General features: G+C 71.5%; 18 protein-coding genes. 14 read left to right on the plus strand and 4 right to left on the minus strand.

Going from position 1 to position 19,210, the window contains the following annotated elements:
• Positions 1–17 precede the first annotated feature (17 nt).
• Positions 18–1,112 (plus strand): DUF1996 domain-containing protein, encoded by a 1,095-nt coding sequence (locus tag AB0C82_RS27870; RefSeq protein WP_362846950.1) that lies wholly within the window; start codon positions 18–20, stop codon positions 1,110–1,112.
• A gap of 56 nt (positions 1,113–1,168) precedes the next feature.
• Here the strand turns inward: AB0C82_RS27870 and AB0C82_RS27875 are convergent, their stop codons facing one another.
• Complete coding sequence (locus AB0C82_RS27875) at positions 1,169–2,521, minus strand: ROK family transcriptional regulator (RefSeq protein ID WP_362846952.1); 1,353 nt, start codon at positions 2,519–2,521, stop codon at positions 1,169–1,171.
• Between the two features lie 186 nt (positions 2,522–2,707).
• Between AB0C82_RS27875 and AB0C82_RS27880 the strand changes: the two genes are divergently transcribed.
• The 4 genes from AB0C82_RS27880 (at position 2,708) to AB0C82_RS27895 (ending at position 7,325) form a co-directional block, all read left to right on the plus strand.
• A complete protein-coding gene (locus tag AB0C82_RS27880) occupies positions 2,708–4,024 on the plus strand; it encodes a sugar ABC transporter substrate-binding protein (RefSeq protein ID WP_362846954.1) in 1,317 nt (438 codons plus the stop codon).
• Between the two features lie 14 nt (positions 4,025–4,038).
• On the plus strand, positions 4,039–5,037 hold the full coding sequence (locus tag AB0C82_RS27885) for a sugar ABC transporter permease (protein ID WP_362846956.1): 999 nt from the start codon (positions 4,039–4,041) through the stop codon (positions 5,035–5,037).
• A gap of 28 nt (positions 5,038–5,065) precedes the next feature.
• On the plus strand, positions 5,066–5,905 hold the full coding sequence (locus AB0C82_RS27890) for a carbohydrate ABC transporter permease (RefSeq protein ID WP_362847230.1): 840 nt from the start codon (positions 5,066–5,068) through the stop codon (positions 5,903–5,905).
• A 64-nt stretch (positions 5,906–5,969) separates the two neighbouring features.
• Positions 5,970–7,325 (plus strand): GH1 family beta-glucosidase, encoded by a 1,356-nt coding sequence (locus tag AB0C82_RS27895; RefSeq protein ID WP_362846958.1) that lies wholly within the window; start codon positions 5,970–5,972, stop codon positions 7,323–7,325.
• A gap of 30 nt (positions 7,326–7,355) precedes the next feature.
• Here the strand turns inward: AB0C82_RS27895 and AB0C82_RS27900 are convergent, their stop codons facing one another.
• A complete protein-coding gene (locus tag AB0C82_RS27900) occupies positions 7,356–8,375 on the minus strand; it encodes a LacI family DNA-binding transcriptional regulator (RefSeq protein WP_362846960.1) in 1,020 nt (339 codons plus the stop codon).
• Between the two features lie 134 nt (positions 8,376–8,509).
• Here AB0C82_RS27900 and AB0C82_RS27905 point away from each other — a divergent pair, with 134 nt between their 5' ends.
• The 3 genes from AB0C82_RS27905 (at position 8,510) to AB0C82_RS27915 (ending at position 10,730) form a co-directional block, all read left to right on the plus strand.
• Positions 8,510–8,839 (plus strand): DUF6412 domain-containing protein, encoded by a 330-nt coding sequence (locus AB0C82_RS27905; RefSeq protein ID WP_362846962.1) that lies wholly within the window; start codon positions 8,510–8,512, stop codon positions 8,837–8,839.
• A gap of 128 nt (positions 8,840–8,967) precedes the next feature.
• Positions 8,968–9,738 carry a YidC/Oxa1 family membrane protein insertase gene (locus AB0C82_RS27910; protein WP_362846964.1) on the plus strand — a complete coding sequence of 257 codons (771 nt, stop codon included), beginning with the start codon at positions 8,968–8,970 and terminating at the stop codon, positions 9,736–9,738.
• A 134-nt stretch (positions 9,739–9,872) separates the two neighbouring features.
• A complete protein-coding gene (locus AB0C82_RS27915; protein WP_362846966.1) occupies positions 9,873–10,730 on the plus strand; it encodes a fumarylacetoacetate hydrolase family protein in 858 nt (285 codons plus the stop codon).
• Between the two features lie 402 nt (positions 10,731–11,132).
• Here AB0C82_RS27915 and AB0C82_RS27920 read toward each other — a convergent pair whose 3' ends face one another.
• Positions 11,133–11,612 (minus strand): heme-degrading domain-containing protein, encoded by a 480-nt coding sequence (locus AB0C82_RS27920; protein ID WP_362846968.1) that lies wholly within the window; start codon positions 11,610–11,612, stop codon positions 11,133–11,135.
• Complete coding sequence (locus AB0C82_RS27925; protein ID WP_362846969.1) at positions 11,609–12,721, minus strand: Gfo/Idh/MocA family oxidoreductase; 1,113 nt, start codon at positions 12,719–12,721, stop codon at positions 11,609–11,611. The genes AB0C82_RS27920 and AB0C82_RS27925 overlap by 4 nt, the downstream gene beginning before the upstream one ends.
• 56 nt (positions 12,722–12,777) lie before the next feature.
• Here AB0C82_RS27925 and AB0C82_RS27930 point away from each other — a divergent pair, with 56 nt between their 5' ends.
• From AB0C82_RS27930 to AB0C82_RS27955, 6 genes are all read left to right on the plus strand, one after another.
• The gene (locus AB0C82_RS27930; protein ID WP_362846971.1) at positions 12,778–13,914 is read left to right on the plus strand and encodes an ROK family transcriptional regulator; all 1,137 of its coding nucleotides are present in this window, start codon (positions 12,778–12,780) and stop codon (positions 13,912–13,914) included.
• Positions 13,915–14,341: 427 nt separating this feature from the next.
• A complete protein-coding gene (locus AB0C82_RS27935; RefSeq protein ID WP_362846973.1) occupies positions 14,342–15,412 on the plus strand; it encodes a peptidase in 1,071 nt (356 codons plus the stop codon).
• Positions 15,413–15,654: 242 nt separating this feature from the next.
• Positions 15,655–16,443, plus strand: a complete 789-nt coding sequence (locus AB0C82_RS27940) for an HAD-IIA family hydrolase (protein ID WP_362846975.1) — start codon at positions 15,655–15,657, stop codon at positions 16,441–16,443.
• A gap of 104 nt (positions 16,444–16,547) precedes the next feature.
• Positions 16,548–17,087, plus strand: a complete 540-nt coding sequence (locus AB0C82_RS27945) for a hypothetical protein (protein ID WP_362846977.1) — start codon at positions 16,548–16,550, stop codon at positions 17,085–17,087.
• Between the two features lie 3 nt (positions 17,088–17,090).
• Positions 17,091–17,777, plus strand: coding sequence for a class F sortase (locus AB0C82_RS27950; RefSeq protein WP_362846979.1), 687 nt, complete (start codon positions 17,091–17,093; stop codon positions 17,775–17,777).
• A gap of 313 nt (positions 17,778–18,090) precedes the next feature.
• Positions 18,091–19,131, plus strand: a complete 1,041-nt coding sequence (locus AB0C82_RS27955) for a glycoside hydrolase family 6 protein (RefSeq protein WP_362846981.1) — start codon at positions 18,091–18,093, stop codon at positions 19,129–19,131.
• Positions 19,132–19,210: the final 79 nt, after the last annotated feature.

A 19,210-nucleotide genomic window follows, 5' to 3' on the forward strand; every position in this document is an offset into this window, starting at 1 on the left:
AGGCAGGAGAAACACCCATGAGGTTACGTACGCAACGGCTCCCCGCACTCCTTCTCGGCACCGCACTCGTCGCGAGCGTCCTGGGCATCGGCACGATCGCCGCCGCCGCGGGCCCGGACGACGCGACGAGCACCCGTACGACAGCGACGTCAGCGGTCCACACGGGGCACACCATGGCGCTGTCCACCCAGGCATCGGGTGACGACGCCGACGGGGACGGCTACATACCGGCCGTGCCCCCTGTCACCGGCGTGACACCGTCCTCGGCGACACCGCCGCCCGCCTACTTCCACGAGTTCCAGGCCAACTGCTCCGTCACGCACACGGCGCAGGACGACCCGATCGTCTACCCGGGCCAGTTCGGCAAGTCCCATGACCACACGTTCATGGGCAACACCTCCACCAACGCCGCCAGCACCACCGGATCGCTCTACGGAGGGAACACCACCTGCAAGGCGCCCGCGGACGCCTCGGCGTACTGGATGCCCTCGCTGTACAAGGGTGACCAGAAGATCCTGCCGGTGGGCCCGCAGGTCATCTACTACAAGGCGGGCGTGACCGACTACCGGAGCGTGCGGCCCTTCCCCAAGGGGCTGCGGTTCGTCGTCGGCAACCCGATGCAGAGCGCCCAGGAGTTCCGCGGCCACAAGGGCTTCGTCGAGGGCTGGGAATGCGGTGACAGCTTCTTCAACGTCGACATCCCGGCGAGCTGTCCGAGCCGGCCCGACGTACAGCTCAACCTGCGTATGCAGGCCCCCAGTTGCTGGAACGGCCTGCACCTGGACACCCCCGACCACCAGAGCCACATGTCCTATCCGGTGGTCAAGCCCGGCACCAACGACAACATGTGCCCGGCCTCCCACCCGGTCGCCCTGCCGATGGTCGAGTTCAAGATGGCGTGGCCGGTCAACGGCGACATGAGCCAGGTCCGCCTGGCCAGTGGCCGCGGCTACTCCTTCCACTACGACTTCTTCAACGCGTGGGAGGAGCGCACCCTCAAGGCCATGGTCGACCACTGCATCGTGGGCGGCCTCCAGTGCGACCCGCGCGGCTACGACCAGTCGCGTCCGGAGAGGGGCGCGGTACTGAACGCTGAGTACCGGCTGCCCTGATCCACCAGCAGTCCGGCCGCCCCCTCACCCTCGCCGGGGGAGGGGGCGGCCGTGTGTCAGTGGGCCGCGCGCTGCTGGAGGGTCGCCCGCCAGGCGGGGGCGGGCTCCTCCGGGCCGGTCTCCTGCGCGCGGCCGCCGCGTGCGAAGAAGTCGGCGAGCGGCAGGATCGCCGCCCCCACCGTGACGGCGTCGGGTCCCAGGGTGCCGAGATCGATGCGCACGTGGGAGGCCGGGTAGGACAGGGCGTAGGAGGTCGCGTAGGTGCGTACGGATTCCAGGAAGCGCGCGCCGAGCTGGAGCCCCGCCCAGCCGCCGACGAGGATCCGCTCGGGCTGGAAGAGGTTGATGAGGTCGGAGAAGCCCGCGCCGAGGTACTCCGCGGTCTCCTCCAGGACGGCCAGCGCGGTGGCATCGGCCTCGCGCGCCGCCCCCCTGCCGCCGGAGCCCGCACCGTCCGCGCCGGTTTCGCTCTCCCCGGGGTAGGCGGCGGCGAGCATCGCGGTCAGTGCCGTCTCCTCGTCCGCGCCCTCGGGCGGGCGTCCACCCGCCTCCGCCCAGCGCTGCAGGAGCGCCTCGGCTCCCGCGTACGCCTCCAGGCAGCCCTGGGCCCCGCAGCGGCAGCGGCGCCCGCGCACCCGTACCGTCAGGTGCCCCCACTCCACCGCCCGGCCCGGGCGCATCGAGTCGGAGACCACGCACGCGCCGACGCCGGAACCGAAGAGCACGACCACCGCGCTCTGCGCGCCGCGGCCGGCCCCGAACCACATCTCGGCCTGGCCGAGCGTCTTTGCGCCGTTGTCGATGTAGTACGGCACGGTCTCGGGCAGCAGCCCGGACTCACGCAGCAGCCGCTCCAGCGGCACCGCGTCCCAGCCGATGGTCTGGCCGTGCACCACGGCACCGTCCTCGGGGGTCCGCGCGACGATGCCCGGCACCCCGATGCCGACCCCGAGGAGCCGGTCCGTGGGGATGTCCGCCCGCTCCAGGACCTCCGCGATGCCGTCGAGGAGGTGGCCGACGACTACGCCGACGTCGTACCGGGTGTTACGGCCGACGCGGTCGCCCGTGAGCGGCTTCTCGACCCGGGCGAGCTCGGTGAGGGCGAGGTCGAAGAGTTCGATCCGTACGCGGGTCTCCCCGACGTCGACGCCGATCATGTAGCCGCACCGGGGGCTGATGCGCACCAGGATGCGCGGGCGTCCGCCGCCGGAGTCGACGCTGCCCGCTTCCTCCACGAGCCCTTCCGAGACGAGCTCCGCCACCACGTTGCTGACCGAGCCGGAGCTGAGGCCGGTCGCGGGACCGAGCGAGAAGCGGCTCAGTGGCCCGTCGAAATACAACCGTTGTAGAACGGCGGTGCGGTTTTCCCGCCGCAGGTCACGCACCGTACGGCCACTGCGCACTTTCACCCTGCCCCCTCTTCCTGAAGTTCCTACCCGCAACCTACAGGTGCCAAGACCCTTGACGCGACCTTCGCTTGAGGTTTAACTCACATCCTAAATTAAGTCGTGGGGGCCTTCAGGGTCCGAACGCGGGACGTTGCTCCGGCCCATCTCCCCTCCGACACCCGCCCTTCATGAAAGGCCCCTGTCGTCATGCGCAGAAGCCGAGCCGCGGCCGTCGGTGCCGTCACCCTCTCGCTCGTTCTCACCGCGGCTGCCTGTGGCGGCGGATCGTCCGGTGCGGACGGGTCGAACGAGCAGCCCAAGACCCTCACGTACTGGGCCTCCAACCAGGGTGCCAGCCTCGAGGTCGACAAGAAGGTCCTCCAGCCGGAGCTCGACAAGTTCGAGAAGGAGACCGGCATCAAGGTGAAGCTGGAGGTGGTGCCCTGGGGTGACCTGCTCAACCGGATCCTCACGGCGACCACCTCGGGCCAGGGCCCGGACGTCCTCAACATCGGCAACACCTGGAGCGCCTCGCTCCAGGCCAGCGGCGCGCTGCTGCCCTGGGACTCCGGCAACTTCGCCAAGATCGGCGGCAAGGACCGCTTCGTCGAGTCGGCACTCGGCTCGACCGGCGTCGAGGGCCAGGACCCCGCGGCCGTACCGCTCTACTCCATGGCGTACGCCCTCTACTACAACAAGAAGATGTTCGCGGACGCGGGCATCACCAAGCCCCCCGTCACCTGGGACGACGTCGCCGCCGCCGGCAAGAAGCTGTCCAAGGACGGCAAGTGGGGCCTCGGCGCCGAAGGTTCGAACCTCTCCAACAACATCCACCAGGTCTTCGTACTCGGCAAGCAGCACGGCGCGGACTTCTTCACCCCCGACGGCAAGGCCGACTTCACCTCCGAGGGAGCCGTCGCCGCCGTCAAGCAGTACGTCGACCTGATGGCCAAGGACAAGATCGTCGCGCCCGGCAACGCCGAGTACGCGCAGAACCAGTCCCTCAGCGACTTCGCCACCGACAAGACCGCGATGGTCCTGTGGCAGACCGCGTCCGCCACCTTCAAGTCCCAGGGCATGAGCGAGGACGAGTGGGGCGTCGCCCCCGCGCCGGTCCAGTTCGGCACGCCCGGCGAGGGCGCCGGCACCAACTCCATGGTGGCCGGCATCAACATGGCCGTCTTCAAGAACACCAAGAACATCGACGGCGCCACGAAGTTCGTGAAGTTCATGACCAGCGACGAGGAGCAGACGGTCCTCAACAAGGCGTACGGCTCCATCCCGCCGGTCAAGGCGGCCCAGGAGGACCCGGCGTTCAACGGCCCGGCCCTCACCGTCCTCAGGGAGACCCTCGCCACCAGCGCCGCCGCGCTGCCGCAGGTCCCCGAGGAGTCCCAGTTCGAGACCGTCGTCGGGACCGCGGTCAAGGAGCTCTTCGCCGACGCCGCCGCCGGACGCCCGGTGACCGAGGCGTCGGTCAAGGCGAAGCTCGAAAAGGCCCAGCAGCAGATGCCCAAGAAGTGAGTGCGGACACCCCCATGACCACCACCGCAGCCCCCGAACGTGCGGGCGCGCGGACAGCACCGAAGGACAACCCCGGAGCGGCGCCCCGCAGGCGCCGCTCCGGGCGGCTGCGCCGTATCAGCCTGCCCTACCTGCTGCTGCTCCCCGCCGTCCTGCTGGAACTCCTCGTCCACCTGGTGCCGATGATCATCGGCATCGTGGTCAGCTTCAGGGAACTCACCCAGTTCTACCTCCGCGACTGGACCACCGCGCCCTGGGCCGGCCTGGACAACTACGCCCTCGCGGTCGACTTCGACGCCCCCGTGGGCGAGGCGCTCCTCAAGTCCTTCGTCACCACGTGCGTCTTCACCGTCGCCTCGGTCGCCCTGTGCTGGCTCCTCGGTACGGCCGCCGCGATCTTCATGCAGGAGAGCTTCCGCGGCCGGGGCTTCCTGCGCACCCTGTTCCTCGTCCCGTACGCGCTGCCCGTCTACGCGGCCGTCATCACCTGGGCGTTCATGTTCCAGCGGGACAACGGCCTCATCAACCACGTGATCCACGACCAACTGGGGCTCACCGACAGTCCGCCGTTCTGGCTGATCGGCGAGAACAGCTTCGTCACCCTGCTCGTCGTGGCGGTGTGGAAGGGCTGGCCCTTCGCCTTCCTCATCATGATGGCCGGGCTCCAGAACATCCCCCGGGAGATCTACGAGGCCGCCGCACTCGACGGCGCCGGAGTCTGGCAGCAGATCCGCCGCATCACGCTGCCCTCTCTGCGCCCGGTCAACCAGGTCCTGGTCCTCGTCCTGTTCCTGTGGACCTTCAACGACTTCAACACGCCGTTCGTGCTCTTCGGCAAGTCGGCGCCCGAGTCGGCGGACCTGATCTCGATCCACATCTACCAGTCCTCGTTCCAGACCTGGAACTTCGGTACGGGCTCCGCCATGTCGGTCCTGCTGCTCCTGTTCCTGCTGGTCGTCACGGGGCTCTACCTCCTCCTCACCTCACGGGGAAGGAAGGCCACCGATGTCTAGCCACTCCCGGCAGCGGACCCGCTCACCCATGGCTCCGCCGCAGTCGTTCCTGTGGAGCCGGCGGATCTTCCTGTCGCTCCTCACGCTGTTCGTGGTCCTGCCGGTCTTCGTGATGGTGTCGAGCTCGCTCAAGCCGCTCCAGGACGTCTCGGGGAAGTTCCAGTGGATCCCCTCGGGGCTCACCGTGCGCCCGTACTTCGACATCTGGGAGACCGTCCCGCTCGCCGACTACTTCATGAACTCGCTGATCGTGGCCGGCTCCGCGACCGTCCTGTCCGTCGTCATCGCCGTCTTCGCGGCCTACGCCGTCAGCCGGTACAGCTTCCGCGGCAAGCGCGTCTTCACCGTGACCGTCCTGTCGACGCAGATGTTCCCCGGCATCCTCTTCCTGCTGCCGCTCTTCCTCATCTACGTCAACATCGGCAACGCCACCGGCATCGCGCTCTTCGGCTCCCGGGCCGGGCTCATCCTCACCTACCTGACGTTCTCGCTGCCGTTCTCCATCTGGATGCTGATCGGGTACTTCGACTCCGTACCCCGGGATCTCGACGAGGCGGCCAAGGTCGACGGGTGCGGACCGCTCGGGGCGCTGTTCCGCGTCATCGTGCCCGCCGCGATCCCCGGCATCGTCGCCGTCGCCGTGTACGCGTTCATGACCGCGTGGGGCGAAGTGCTCTTCGCCTCCGTCATGACCAACGACGCCACCCGGACGCTCGCCGTCGGCCTCCAGGGCTACTCCACCCAGAACGACGTGTACTGGAACCAGATCATGGCCGCCTCGCTCGTCGTGAGCGTGCCCGTCGTCGCCGGATTCCTCCTCCTCCAGCGCTACCTCGTCACCGGCCTCACCGCCGGCGCCGTCAAGTAGCCGCAGCACTCACATGACTCCCGAGACGCTGCCCTCCCCCTCGCACACCCCTGAGAGGTCCTCTGTGTCCGCACCCATCGACCTTGCCGCCTTTCCCCGGGACTTCACCTGGGGCACCGCCACCTCCGCCTACCAGATCGAGGGCGCCGTCACCGCGGACGGCCGGGGCCCCTCCATCTGGGACACGTTCTCCCACACGCCGGGGAAGGTCGACAACGGCGACCACGGCGACGAGGCCTGCGACCACTACCACCGCTGGCCCGAGGACATCGCCCTCATGAAGCGGCTCGGCGCCGACACCTACCGCCTCTCCGTCGCCTGGCCCCGGGTCTTCCCCGGCGGCGACGGACCGGTCAACGACGCCGGACTCGACTTCTACGACCGGCTCGTCGACGGACTCCTCGACGCCGGCATCACCCCGTCGGTCACCGTCTACCACTGGGACCTTCCGCAGGCGCTCCAGGACCGGGGAGGCTGGGCGGAACGCGACACGGCCGAACACCTCGCCGCGTACGCCTCAGCCGTCGCCGGACGCCTCGGTGACCGGGTCACCCAGTGGGCCACCCTGAACGAGCCGCTCTGCTCCGCCTGGATCGGCCACCTCGAAGGCCGCATGGCCCCGGGCGTCAGCGACCTCACGACCGCCGTCCGCGCCTCGTACCACCTGCTGCTCGCCCACGGCCTCGCCACCCAGGCGATCCGCGCGGCGGCCCCCGGCGCGCAGATCGGTCTCGTCACCAACCACTCGACGGTGGCGGCGGCCTCCACCCGCTCCGAGGACATCGCGGCGGCCGTCCGCATGGACGGACACAGCAACCGCTGGTGGCTCGACCCCGTCTACGGCAGGGGCTTCCCGGCCGACATGCGTGAGCTGTACGGGGTCGAGCTGCCCGAACGCCCCGGCGACCTCGACACGATCGCCGCGCCCCTCGACTGGCACGGCCTCAACTACTACTTCCCCACGACCGTCACCGACGACCCCGGGGGCCCCGCCCCCTACGCCCGGGAGATCCGCCTGCCGGACGTACCGCGCACCGGACTCGACTGGCAGATCGACGCCGACGGCCTGGAGGCACTGCTGATGCGCCTCACGGACGACTACGGGGTCGGACGGATCTACGTCACCGAGAACGGCTCCGCCTTCCCGGACAGCAGGAGCCCCGACGGCGCCGTCCACGACCCGGAGAGGACCCGCTACCTGGAGCAGCACGTGGCCGCCTGCGCCCGCGCGGTCCGCAAGGGCGCGCCACTGGCCGGGTACTACGCCTGGTCCCTGCTCGACAACTTCGAGTGGGCCTACGGCTACGAGCCGCGCTTCGGTCTCGTCCACGTCGACTACCCGACGCAGACCCGCACCATCAAGAGCAGCGGCCACCGGTACGCCGAGATCATCCGCGCCCACCGGCAGGAGCACGCCTGACGGACAGCCCCGGAGGTCCACGCGCACATCTCAGGCGGACTCCCGGACGACGAGTTCCGGGGCGAAGAGCATGGACGCGGGCTCGGTACGCACGCCCCGTACCTGCTCCTCCAGCAGCTCGGCCATCGTCGCGGCCATCCGCTCGACCGGCTGGCGCACCGTGGTCAGCGGAGGCCGGCACGTCGCGGCGACGGCCGAGTCGTCGAAGCCGACGACCGCCACGTCCTGCGGGATGCGCCTGCCCTGTTCGCGCAGGACCTGGCAGGCGCCCTGGGCCATCAGATCGTTCGCCGCGAACACCCCGTCGATGCCGGGGTGGTCCGCCAGCAGCCTGGTCATCGCCTCCGCGCCGCTGGCGAGGGTGAACGTGCCCTCCTCGACCGGCGGGTGGTGCTGTCCGGCGCCTGCCAGGGTGTCGCGGAAGCCGCCGAGCCGGTCGAGGGCGGCCGGGATGTCCAGCGGCGCGCGGATCGTGGCGATGGAACGGCAGCCCCTGGCCAGCAGGTGCTCGGCGGCCAGCCGGGCTCCCGCGTAGTGGTCCAGGTCGACATGGCTGACCGGCTGCGGCCGGTCCGGACGGGCGAAGAGGACGGTGGGCACCCCGGCGTCCGCGAGCAGCTGCGGCAACGGATCGGCGCCATGGATCGAGACGACCAGCGCGCCGTCCGCGCCGCCCTGCCGCAGATAGTCCACCGCCTGCTCCCGCGCCTGCTCCGACTCGGCGAACATCAGGACCGGGTGCGTGCCGCGTGCCCGCAGATACCCCAGGACCCCGCTGACGACCCGGCCGAAGAACGGGTCGGCGAACACCCGGGCGGCGACCGCGTCGCCCACGCCCGACACGATGAGCGCCACACTCCCCGCGCGCCGGGTGACCAGGGCCCTGGCCGCCCGGTTGGGGGCGTATCCGGTCCGGTCGATCGCGTGGCGGACCAGATCCTGGATACCGGGATCGACGTTGCGCACCCCGTTCACGACCCGCGACACCGTCGCCCGGGACACCCCCGCCTCCCGCGCGACGTCTTCGAGCGTCGGGCCCCGTCTGCTCATGGCTTGAACCTTAAGGCGCTCGCGGGAGCGCCCGGGTCCGGCTGAGGCATCATGTATAACGACGTGAGGGGCGAACGCGTGTGCGCGCGCCCCCTGGGACCGTGACCGTGGTGACTGTGGTGAAGGAGGGGCCGATGGGTGACGCGAACCGTCTCCGTGGCGCCTTCGCCCGGCTGCTCCGGCCCCTCGGTCTGATCGTCCTCTTCCTCACCGAGGTCCTCCTCGCCGAAGGCGGCAGCCTCTCCGCCGCGGTCGCGCTCGCCGCCACCGCCGCAGCCGGTTCCGCCCTCCTCGCCTCCGCCGTCATCAGCGCGCGCTGCGCCGCCCCGGTGCCCCGCACCCGGGTCCGCACAGCCATCCGCGACCGGGAGAAACGCACCGCGTTCCTGCCCCAGCGGGACCCCGACGCCCGGGGCCGCACGAGGCCCCGCGCACCCGGGCGCGCCCTCCTGACGGCCGCGTAGGGGCTTCAACCGCACCCGGGAACCACAGGTGCGTGTGCACCCACGTGGGCCGTCCTGCCGAGTCCGTACGCACGTCCGCGTACCGCTGACGTACTCCTGGCACGACGAGACCCCCGGAGGGCTCACCCATGTCCGCCTTCATGTCCGCCTTCGCGAGCCTGGTCGGCTCGCTCGCCGACCTGCTCCAGCCGTTCTTCCAGACGGCGTCCACCGCCGCCGCGATCGTCCTGTTCACCGCACTCGTACGGCTCGCCGTGCACCCGTTGTCCCGGGCTGCGGCCCGGGGCCAGAAGGCCCGGATCAGGCTCCAGCCGCAGATCTCCGCACTCCGCGAGAAGCACGGCAAGAACCCGGAGCGGATGCAGAAGGCGCTCATGGAACTGCACGCGTCCGAGAAGGTCTCCCCGCTCTCCGGGTGCCTGCCGAGCCTGCTCCAGATGCCCGCGTTCTTCCTGCTGTACCACCTCTTCTCCAGCGCCCGGATCGGCGGCGAGCCCAACGCCCTCCTCAGCCACCGCCTCTTCGAGGCCCCGCTCGGCGCCCGCTGGCACGACGCCCTCGGCGAGGGCGGGGTGTTCGGCGCTCAGGGGCTCGTCTACCTGGCTCTCTTCGTGATCGTCGCGGCCGTCGCCACGTTCAACTACGGCCGCACGAAGCGACAGATGGCCGCCAGTCCGATGACTCCCGCCACGGGCCCCGACGGGCAGCCCGTGCCCGGCATGGGAGCGATGACGAAGCTGATGCCGCTGATGTCCTTCATGACGCTGTTCACCGTGGCGTTCGTACCGCTCGCCGCCGCCCTCTACGTGGTCACGAGCACCACCTGGACCGCCATCGAGCGCGCCTTCCTGTACCGCGACATGACCGCTCCGGACACCGCCATGGCCACCGCGGCGTAAGCGGACGGGCGGAGCGCCGGTCCAGTGTGTGAACAGGGTCTTGCCAGGTGATCCGATGTCTTGGAGGATCGGCCAAGCCTCTCGATGGCCGCAACCACCGACGGGCTCGATCTCGACCAAGGGGAGATGAACCGTTGAAGCTGCTTCGAGTCGGTACGGCGGGCGCGGAACGCCCTGCGTTGCTCGACCGGGACGGGACCCTGCGAGACCTGTCGGGGCTCGTCGGTGACATCGACGGCGCGCTGCTCGCCGACGCGCCGGCGCTCGCCCGGATCGGCGCCGCGGCCCGGTCGGGTGAGCTGCCCGAGCTGGACGCGGACGGGCTGCGGGTCGGGCCGCCGCTCACCCGGATCGGCAAGATCGTGTGCATCGGGCTGAACTACCACGACCACGCCACGGAGACCGGCGCCGCGATCCCGACGGAGCCGATCCTGTTCTTCAAGGCACCCGACACCGTCGTGGGTCCCGAGGACACGGTGCTGGTACCGCGCGCCTCCCGCAAGACCGACTGGGAGGTGGAGCTGGCCGTCGTCATCGGGCGTACGGCTCGCTACCTGGAGTCGGCGGAGGAGGGGCTGGCGCACGTGGCCGGCTACGCGACGGCGCACGACGTCTCGGAGCGCGAGTTCCAGATCGAGCGCGGCGGTACCTGGGACAAGGGCAAGAACTGCGAGACGTTCAACCCGCTGGGTCCCTGGCTGGTGACGGCCGACGAGGTGCCCGACCCGCAGGCGCTGTCGCTGAGGCTCTGGGTCAACGGCGAGCTGAAGCAGGACGGCAGCACGGCCGACCAGATCTTCCCGGTGGGTGAGGTGGTCCGCTATCTCAGCCACTTCATGACCCTGTACCCGGGCGATGTCATCAACACCGGTACGCCGGCCGGTGTCGCCATGGGGCAGCCCGAGCCCAAGCCGTATCTGAAGGCGGGCGACGTCGTCGAGCTGGAGGTCGCGGGGCTCGGGCGGCAGCGCCAGGAGCTGAAGGACGCCTGACCGCTGCACTGCGGGGCGCCTGACAGCTCCTGCCGAGCACGGAAAGGTCGGAGGGCTCAGTCTCTCCGTAGGCCGGCGGGTGGGCGGGGAAGCGTAGAGGTCTCCCGGCCCGCCCGTCGCCCGCTGCACGGCTGCCCGCTGCACGCGGGTGATCTTCGAAGGCCCCTGACGGCGCTCTATTGCGAAGAGCTTGCAACAACCAGACCCGTGCAACATCATGGTTCCGGCGGGGCCGGCCCGTCAGCCTTCGCGAGGCCGCACCTCGGCGTGCTGCCCCTCCGACAGGTGATCGTCTTCCACCGGCGCCCGCCGGCCCGGCCGGCCCCGCCCGCGACTGTCCCGTTCCGCGCGAGCTTCGCCGTCCGGCCGGTCAGCGGGCCGGTCAGTCAGCCGGTCGGCCGGTCAGCCGCCGAGCTTCGTGGCGAACTGTTCGAGCGCCTCGACGACCAGCGCGTGATCCTCCGCCTGCGGCAGACCGGAGACCGTGACGGAGCCGATCACGCCCGCGCCCTCGACCGCGATCGGGAACGAGCCGCCGTGCGCGGCGTAGACGTCGGGGTCCAGCCGTGAGGACTCCTCGAACGTGGTGCCCTTCGCCCGGAAACGGGTCCCCACCAGGTACGAGCTCTCCGCGTACCGCTCGACGACCCGCCGCTTGCGGTCGATCCAGGCGTCGTTGTCCGCGGTCGAACCGGGCAGAGCGGCATGGAACAGCTGCTGGGCGCCGCGTCGGATGTCGATCGCGACCGGCGCGTGCCGGGCGCGCGCCAGGGCGACCAGCAGACCGCCGAGCGTGTAGGCGTCGTCGTAACTGAAGTGCGGCAGCGTCAGGCTGCGCTCCTGGGCGATGAGCTCGGAAATGGTCGGAGCGGTGGGGCTCATGCGGAGTGCTCCTCGGTGGGGTGGGGGAGAAGGGTCACGGAGGTGCCCTCGCGCGCGGAGCGGCGGGCGGCCTCCAGCACGTCCAGTGTGGCCGCGGCCTGGAGGGCGGTCACCGGGTTCTCTCCGGTTCCGCGCAGGGCGGCTGCCACCGCCGCGTAGTACGCGGGGTAGTCGCCGGGGAGCGAGGGGACCGGGATGCCGCCGCCGGTCAGCGGCGACTCGCCCGAGCCGAGCCGGCCCCACAGCTCCCGCGGCTCCTCGCCCCAGGGCTCGCCCGCGGCGGGACGCAGGCCCTCGCGGAGGGCGCCCTCCTGCGGGTCCAGGCCGTACTTCACATATCCGGCAGCGGAGCCGAGCACACGGAAGCGCGGGCCGAGCTGGGCCGTGGTCGCGCTGACGTAGAGGTGCGAGCGCACCCCGTTCACGTGCGTGATCGCGAGGAAGGTGTCGTCGTCGGCCACAGCACCCGGACGGCGTACGTCGCACTCCGCGTACACCTGCACCGCCGGGCCGAAGAGGGTGAGCGCCTGGTCGACGACGTGGCTGCCCAGGTCGAAGAGCAGCCCGCCGATCTCCAGCGGGTCGGCGGACTCGCGCCAGCCGCCCTTGGTCTGCGGACGCCACCGCTCGAACCGTGACTCGAAGCGCTGTACGTCGCCGAGCTCGCCGTCGTCGATCAGCCGGGCGAGGGTGCGGAAGTCGTTGTCCCAGCGGCGGTTCTGGAAGACGGAGAGCAGCAGGCCGCGCTCGTCGGCGAGCGCGGCGAGCTCCCGCGCCTCCGCGGCGGTGCCCGCGACCGGCTTGTCCACGACCACCGGCAGACCGGCGCGGAGCGCGGCGGTCGCGAGCGCGACGTGGGTCTTGTTGGGCGAGGCGATCACGACCAGATCGAGCTCGTCCGCGCGCGGCCAGAGCTCGTCGGGCGAGGCCGCGATCCGTACGTCAGGGAACTCGGCGAGGGCCTGCGCCCGCCGCTCCTCGTTCGACGTGACGACCGTGTCCAGGACGAGGCCCTCGGTCGTGGCGATCAGCGGGGCGTGGAAGACGGAGCCGGCCAGGCCGTATCCGACGAGTGCCACGCGGAGCGGGGCAGTGGGGTTCCCAGTCATGCCTGCCACTTAAGCAACGCTGTTGCCAAAGTGCAAGCGGCGGGGACAATGGGGTCGTGAACAGAAGCAATACCAGGAGCGGCAGCGGAGCCAACCTCCCGACACTGCGCCACCACAACGCCGCGCTCGTGCTGGATCTGCTGCGGGTGGCGGGCGAGCGCGGGATCAGCCGGCTGGAGCTCGCCGAGCGGACGGGGCTCACCCCCCAGGCCGTCAGCAAGATCACCACCAGGCTGCGGGCCGAGGGGCTGGCGGCGGAGGCGGGCCACCGCGCGTCGACCGGTGGCAAGCCGCGCACGGTGCTGCGACTGGTCCCGGACGCGGGATTCGCGGTGGGGCTCCACCTGGACCGGGACGAGCTGACGGCCGTCCTGGTGGACCTGGCAGGCACGCCGGTCGCGGCCCGGACGTCACCCCTCGACCTCGGCGCCCCTGCGCACGAGGTGGTCGCGGTCGCGGCGGAGGCGGCCGAAGGAGTACGGGGCATGGGGGCGGGTGCGGCGGGCGGGCGGCCGGTGTTCGGTCTCGGCGTCGCCATGCCGGGGCCCCTGGACCACCGGGGCGGGGTACTGCACCGGGTGACGGGTTTCCCGCAGTGGGACGGCTTCCCGCTGCGGGACGCGCTGGCCGCGCGGACGGGTCTGCCGGTGGTCGTCGACAAGGACACCAACGCGGCGGCCCTCGGCCTGGCCCTGCGGGAGCCGGGCGGGAGCGACTTCGCGTACCTCCACCTGGGGACCGGCCTGGGCGCGGGCCTGGTGCTCGGGGGCGAGGTGCACCGGGGGGTGCGGACGGGGGCGGGGGAGTTCGGCCACCAGACGCTGCAGCTTGACGGCCCGCCGTGCGGGTGCGGCGGGCGCGGCTGCATCGAGGCCCTGTGCCTGGCCGCGGTGGCGCGGGGCGATGTCGCGGAGGCGGTACGGGTGCTGGGGGCGGGCGCGGCGAATCTGGTCGGCCTGCTCGACATCGACCGGGTGGTGCTGGGGGGACGGCTCGTCGCGGCGGACGAGGAGGCGTACGTACGGGGTGTCCGGGCGGTCATCGAGGACCGGGCCCGCCGCGACGGTTCGGGCCGGCGCCCGACCCCGGTCACGGTCGCCGGCGGAGGCGACCGCCCGGTCGCGGAGGGAGCGGCCCAACTGGTCCTGGCTCCCGTATTCGGCCGCGTAACGGACCCGCCCCCTGGGGCCTGACAGCGGACGGGACCGTGCCCCCAAGCTCGAAGGGGCAGTAATTCAGCCCGCCCGGCGCTTGAGGGCGAAGGGGGTGCTGCGGATGTGCGGCGCCTCTTTCTCAGCCCGTCCGGCGTTGAGGACGGAACCGGTGCCCGCGTGGGGCGGTGAGCGCCACCATGAGCCCGTCCGGCGATCGCGGACGAAACGGTGCGTACGCAGGCGGTGCGCCACACGCAGCCCGTCCGGCGCTTGAGGACAAGGCGGTGCCCGCAGGACCGCGCGGGGAGGGCAGCCCGTCCGGCGCTTGAGGACAAAGGGACACGGCCGGACGACGGGCACAAGGGCTCCGTACGGGCGACCCCACCCGCATGTCGGCCCCCTCCACCCGCGCGCGCGTGGCAACGTCGCCGACCACCGCCCCGCCAGCAGTGAAGGGTGACCCGCTATGCCACCCAAACCCCCCGCCCGGCTGCGCGACGGCCGCGCACTCATCACGCTCGGCACCCTCGGCCCCGCCGCCGGTATCGCCGCAGCAGCCGTCCTCCTCGTCGGAGCCGCCCCCGCCGGAGCCGCCGCGTCCTCCGTCAGCGCCGGCCGGCAACCCCCTTGCGGTGACCCGAACTCCGACGAGTTCCCCATCGAGACCCGCATCCACGGCGGCCCGGACACGTACGCCTCAGGCGGCGGCTACGGGACCTGGTTCCTCGACCTGACCAACACCACCTCCGAGCCGTGCCGCGCCGTCCACCCGGTCCTCGTGCTGACCGATCACGACCGGAAGCTCGCCGCCGACCAGATCCAGCTGGAGTTCTCCGAGCGGAACAAGCGCGCCGACCCCGACGCCGAGTACCGCGTCACCTGGGAGACCACGGACCGGGACGAGCAGATCGGAGTCTTCGGAGGGGGCGAGGAGGACGAGGACTTCCCGGGGTTCACGGTGCCCGCCGGACGTACCGTCACCGTCCAGGTCCGCATGGCCTTCACCTCCGACACCGAGCCCGGCAAGGTCACCCTCAACGCCGCCGTCGTCCATCGGAGCAAGGCACGCGACGGCGAATGGGTCGGGGAATCGGGCGGCTACCCCTTCGTCATCGTCGAGGGCGCCCCGGGCGCGCGAAAGGAATTAGACCCCCGCGCCGACCCCCGCGCCGACCCCGGCACTGATCCCGGCACTGATCCCAGCACCGATCCCGGCACCGACGCGGACCGTCCCGCCGCCTCCGACCAGGACACCGGTACGGCCACGGACCCGGACGACACCACAGGCACCACAGGCACCACAGGCACCACCGGTACCGGCACCGACCCGGACCGCCCCGCCGCCTCCGACTCGCCGGACAAGGCCCCCGCCCCCGACCCGGCCCCCCGCCGCGACGCCGCGGGCAACCCCCTTCCCGAGCTCGCCGGGACCGGACAGGACCCGGCGATCCCGCTCGGATTCGCCACCGGAGTCCTGATCATCGGCGGGGCGGCCCTCATGGCCCGCGCCGGACGCGCCCGCCGCGAGCAGGAGTAGACGCCGCCACCGCACCCGGCCCGCCACCGCACCCGCCCGGCACCGTGAGCCTCCGGTTCCACCGCACCGGCAGCAACAACTGGTACTGGGTGGTGGACGACGCCAAGATCAGCTCGTGGTGACCCGAGAGTTCCGCCCGGTCGGACGGCACGCCTAAAATCGGGGACGTCGGCGCTGCACAGCGCGGTGCCGCCGGCGTCCCGCACCTCGCGTGCACCGTACGTACGGCAGGAGCCCGTCCCATGGCAGAGCGCAAGCCGATCGAATCCTGGCTGACCGACATGGACGGCGTCCTCATCCACGAGGGCACCCCGATCCCCGGTGCCGACGCCTTCATCAAGCGGCTGCGTGACTCCGGGCTGCCCTTCCTGGTGCTCACCAACAACTCCATCTACACGGCGCGCGACCTGCACGCCCGCCTCAAGCGCATGGGCCTCGACGTGCCCGTGGAGAACATCTGGACCTCGGCGCTGGCCACGGCACAGTTCCTGGACGACCAGCGGCCGGGCGGCACGGCCTACGTCATCGGCGAGGCGGGACTCACCACCGCGCTGCACGACATCGGGTACATCCTCACGGACCACGCACCCGACTACGTGGTGCTGGGAGAGACCCGGACCTACAGCTTCGAGGCGCTCACCAAGGCGATCCGGCTGATCAACGGCGGTGCCCGCTTCATCTGCACCAACCCGGACGAGACCGGCCCCTCCGCCGAGGGCCCGCTGCCCGCCACCGGTTCCGTCGCCGCGCTGATCACCAAGGCCACCGGCAAGGACCCCTACTTCGCGGGCAAGCCCAACCCGCTGATGATGCGGACCGGGCTCAACGCCATCGGTGCCCACTCCGAGACCAGCGCCATGATCGGCGACCGGATGGACACCGACGTCCTGGCGGGTCTGGAGGCGGGGATGCAGACCTTCCTGGTCCTCACCGGGCTCACCTCCCTGGCCGACATCGACCGGTACCCCTTCCGGCCGTCCACCGTCGTCGACTCCATCGCCGACCTGGTGGACCTCGTCGACCTGCCCTGACACGGGTTCTCGGGGGCCGGTGCGGCACGCGTCGCGACCGGCTCCCGCGTCCTGCGGATGCGAAATGCCGACGCGCGGGTGAACCTGCCAGAAGGAGGTTCACCATGCGTTCACTGCCCCTCACGTTCTGTGCCGCAGCGGCGGTCGCGGCGACTCTGCTGCCCACGACCGCCGCACTGGCCGACTCCGAGCCCCAGGGAAGGGTCTCGGTGACTCCCTCTGCCATAGCCCCCGGCGGGGAGGTGGAGCTCTGGGTCGACATCTGTGGCAAAGGCAAGGAAGCCAAAGGCAACTCCGACGCCTTCGTCTCGGAGGCCCACTTCGCTCCCGCCGACGACAAAGGCCTGTTCGCCGAAGCCAGGATCCGCTCCGACGCCGAACCCGGCGACTACGACGTCTGGGTGAACTGCAAGGGCGGCAAGGGCAAGGCCACCGGCAAGCTCACCGTCGTCCACCACAGGCAGCCCACACCCATCGCACCCGTCAGGGCCGGTGGCGGTGGCACCGCCACTCTCGCCGACCAGGCAGCCGAGCAGGACGGTCCCGGCACACGGCACGCCGTGACCGGGCTGGTCCTCGGGGCCGTCGCGGCCGTCGCCGTCGCCTTCCGCAGCGCGCGGCGCCGTCGCTCGGCCACGGACTGACGCGTGTCCGCCTCGAACCGCCCGGCAGGCACCGGGCGGTTGCTCACCGGAGTCGCCTGGGCCGTGCTCCTGCTCGGCCTGTGGCTCTGGGGCCGTGAGATCACCGACGGTCCGGGCGGCAGCTCCGCCCCCACCACCGGTGACGTCGCGGCGGTCGGGCGCCCTCTGGGCGCGCCGCTCCCGCCGGCGCACAAGCCGCTCGACGGAGCGGCGCCCGAGCGGGTCGAGATCCCGTCGATAGGCGTCGAGGCCCCCGTCGTCCGGCGCGGCCTGGACAAGGGCGGGGCCATCGACCCGCCGCCGTACGCGAAGCCGCAGACCGTCGGCTGGTACGGCAGCGGCACCGAACCGGGTACCGAGGGCGCCGCGCTCTTCGTCGGCCATGTCGACACGGAGACGAAGCCCGCCGTGTTCTACGGGCTCAGCGCCGTCCGCCCGGGCGAGAAGGTCCGCGTGACCAGGTCCGACGGCACGGTCGCGGTGTTCACCATCGACGACGTGCAGGTCTTCACCCGGGAGCGCTTCGACGCCCGGAAGGCGTACGGCCCCCGCGAGGACGGCCGGGCGGAGCTCCGGCTGATCACCTGCGGCGGCACCTACGACAGGGAGTCGCATTCCTACACGGCCAACGTCGTCGTCTCGGCCTATCTGACGGGCCAGGACAGCGCGGGAGCGAAGCGTCCCGCCTGACGCACGGTCCAGCGTGGACACCTGGCCCGGCCGACAGCCCCGCTCCCCCTCGGAGCCGTCGGCCGGGCCGGTCCTCGACCGCTGGTGACCCGGCTGCGGGAGTGGCCGGGCACGGTGCGGGAGGTCGGGAGCCTGTCCGACACTGTAGGCACGCGGATGCCCGCGGATCCCAGCAGTTTTGACGGGATGTCCGGATATCGAGGTACCGGCTGAAGGCCGGGCCCGCTGTGTCAGGATGGACGGGACCGGGAGTACATCGGCGCGGCCGGCAACGGATGCGACCAGTGCGACCAGTGCACCCGAGGGGGAGTGGATGTACGGCAGTTACACCGGCCGGTCCGGCGCGCGCATGCGCCCGGGAGCCGGTCTGCGGACCGGAACGGCGGCCGCGATCGGCGCCGTCCTGCTCCTGGCGGGATGTTCCTCGTCCGACGACGAGAAGAAGGCAGGCGCGCCTGCCGCGATCGGTCAGCAGCCCAAGGACAGTGCCCCGTTCTGGGTCGATCCCGACGGCACCGCGGCCCGGCAGGTCGCCGGCTACGCCGATGACGGCGAGGGCAGGAGCGCCGAGCTGATCAGGAAGATCGCGCGGCAGCCGGTCGGTGAGTGGATCGGCCCTGACAATCCCGAGGGCGAGGTGAAGGGCGTCACCGAGGCGGCCGAGAAGGCCGACCGGGAGGCCCTCCTGGTGCTCTACAACATCCCGCACCGCGACTGCGGGCAGTTCTCCAAGGGCGGCGCGTCCGACGGGGACACGTACCGGGCCTGGGTGGAGAACGTCGCCAAGGGCGTCGGCGACCGCCGGGCCACGGTGATCCTGGAGCCCGACGCGCTGCTGCACCTGGTGGACGGCTGCACCCCGCAGGAGTTCCACGAGGAGCGCTACGACCTGCTCAAGGGTGCGGTGCAGCGGTTGAAGCGGCAGCCCGGCACGACGGTGTACGTGGACGCGGGCAACGCGGGCTGGCAGAGCCCCGACGCGCTGTTCGAGCCGCTTCAGCGGGCGGGGGTGGGGGACGCGGACGGCTTCGCCGTCAACGTGTCCAACTTCCAGACCACGGCGGCCAGTACGGACTTCGGCAAGCGGCTCTCGGCGAAGGTCGGCGACAAGCCGTTCGTGATCGACACCAGCCGCAACGGGAACGGCCCGTACGACGGCGGCGACCCCGCGGAGAACTGGTGCAACCCGCCGGGCCGCGCGCTGGGCGAGGCCCCGACGACGAAGACCGGTGACGAACTGGTCGACGCCTACCTGTGGATCAAGCGCCCCGGCGAGTCGGACGGCAACTGCAAGGGCGGTCCGAACGCGGGCGAGTGGTGGCCCGAGTACGCGTTGGACCTGGCCGGACAGTAGGACGAACCGGGCGGCGTCGAGCCCGGAGGCGATCGGGGGGCGGCCACCGGGTTCGGCGGCCGCCCCCGGTCGCGGGCGC

Origin of the sequence: Streptomyces sp. NPDC048560 (assembly GCF_040650955.1) — a bacterium.
Classification (GTDB): domain Bacteria; phylum Actinomycetota; class Actinomycetes; order Streptomycetales; family Streptomycetaceae; genus Streptomyces.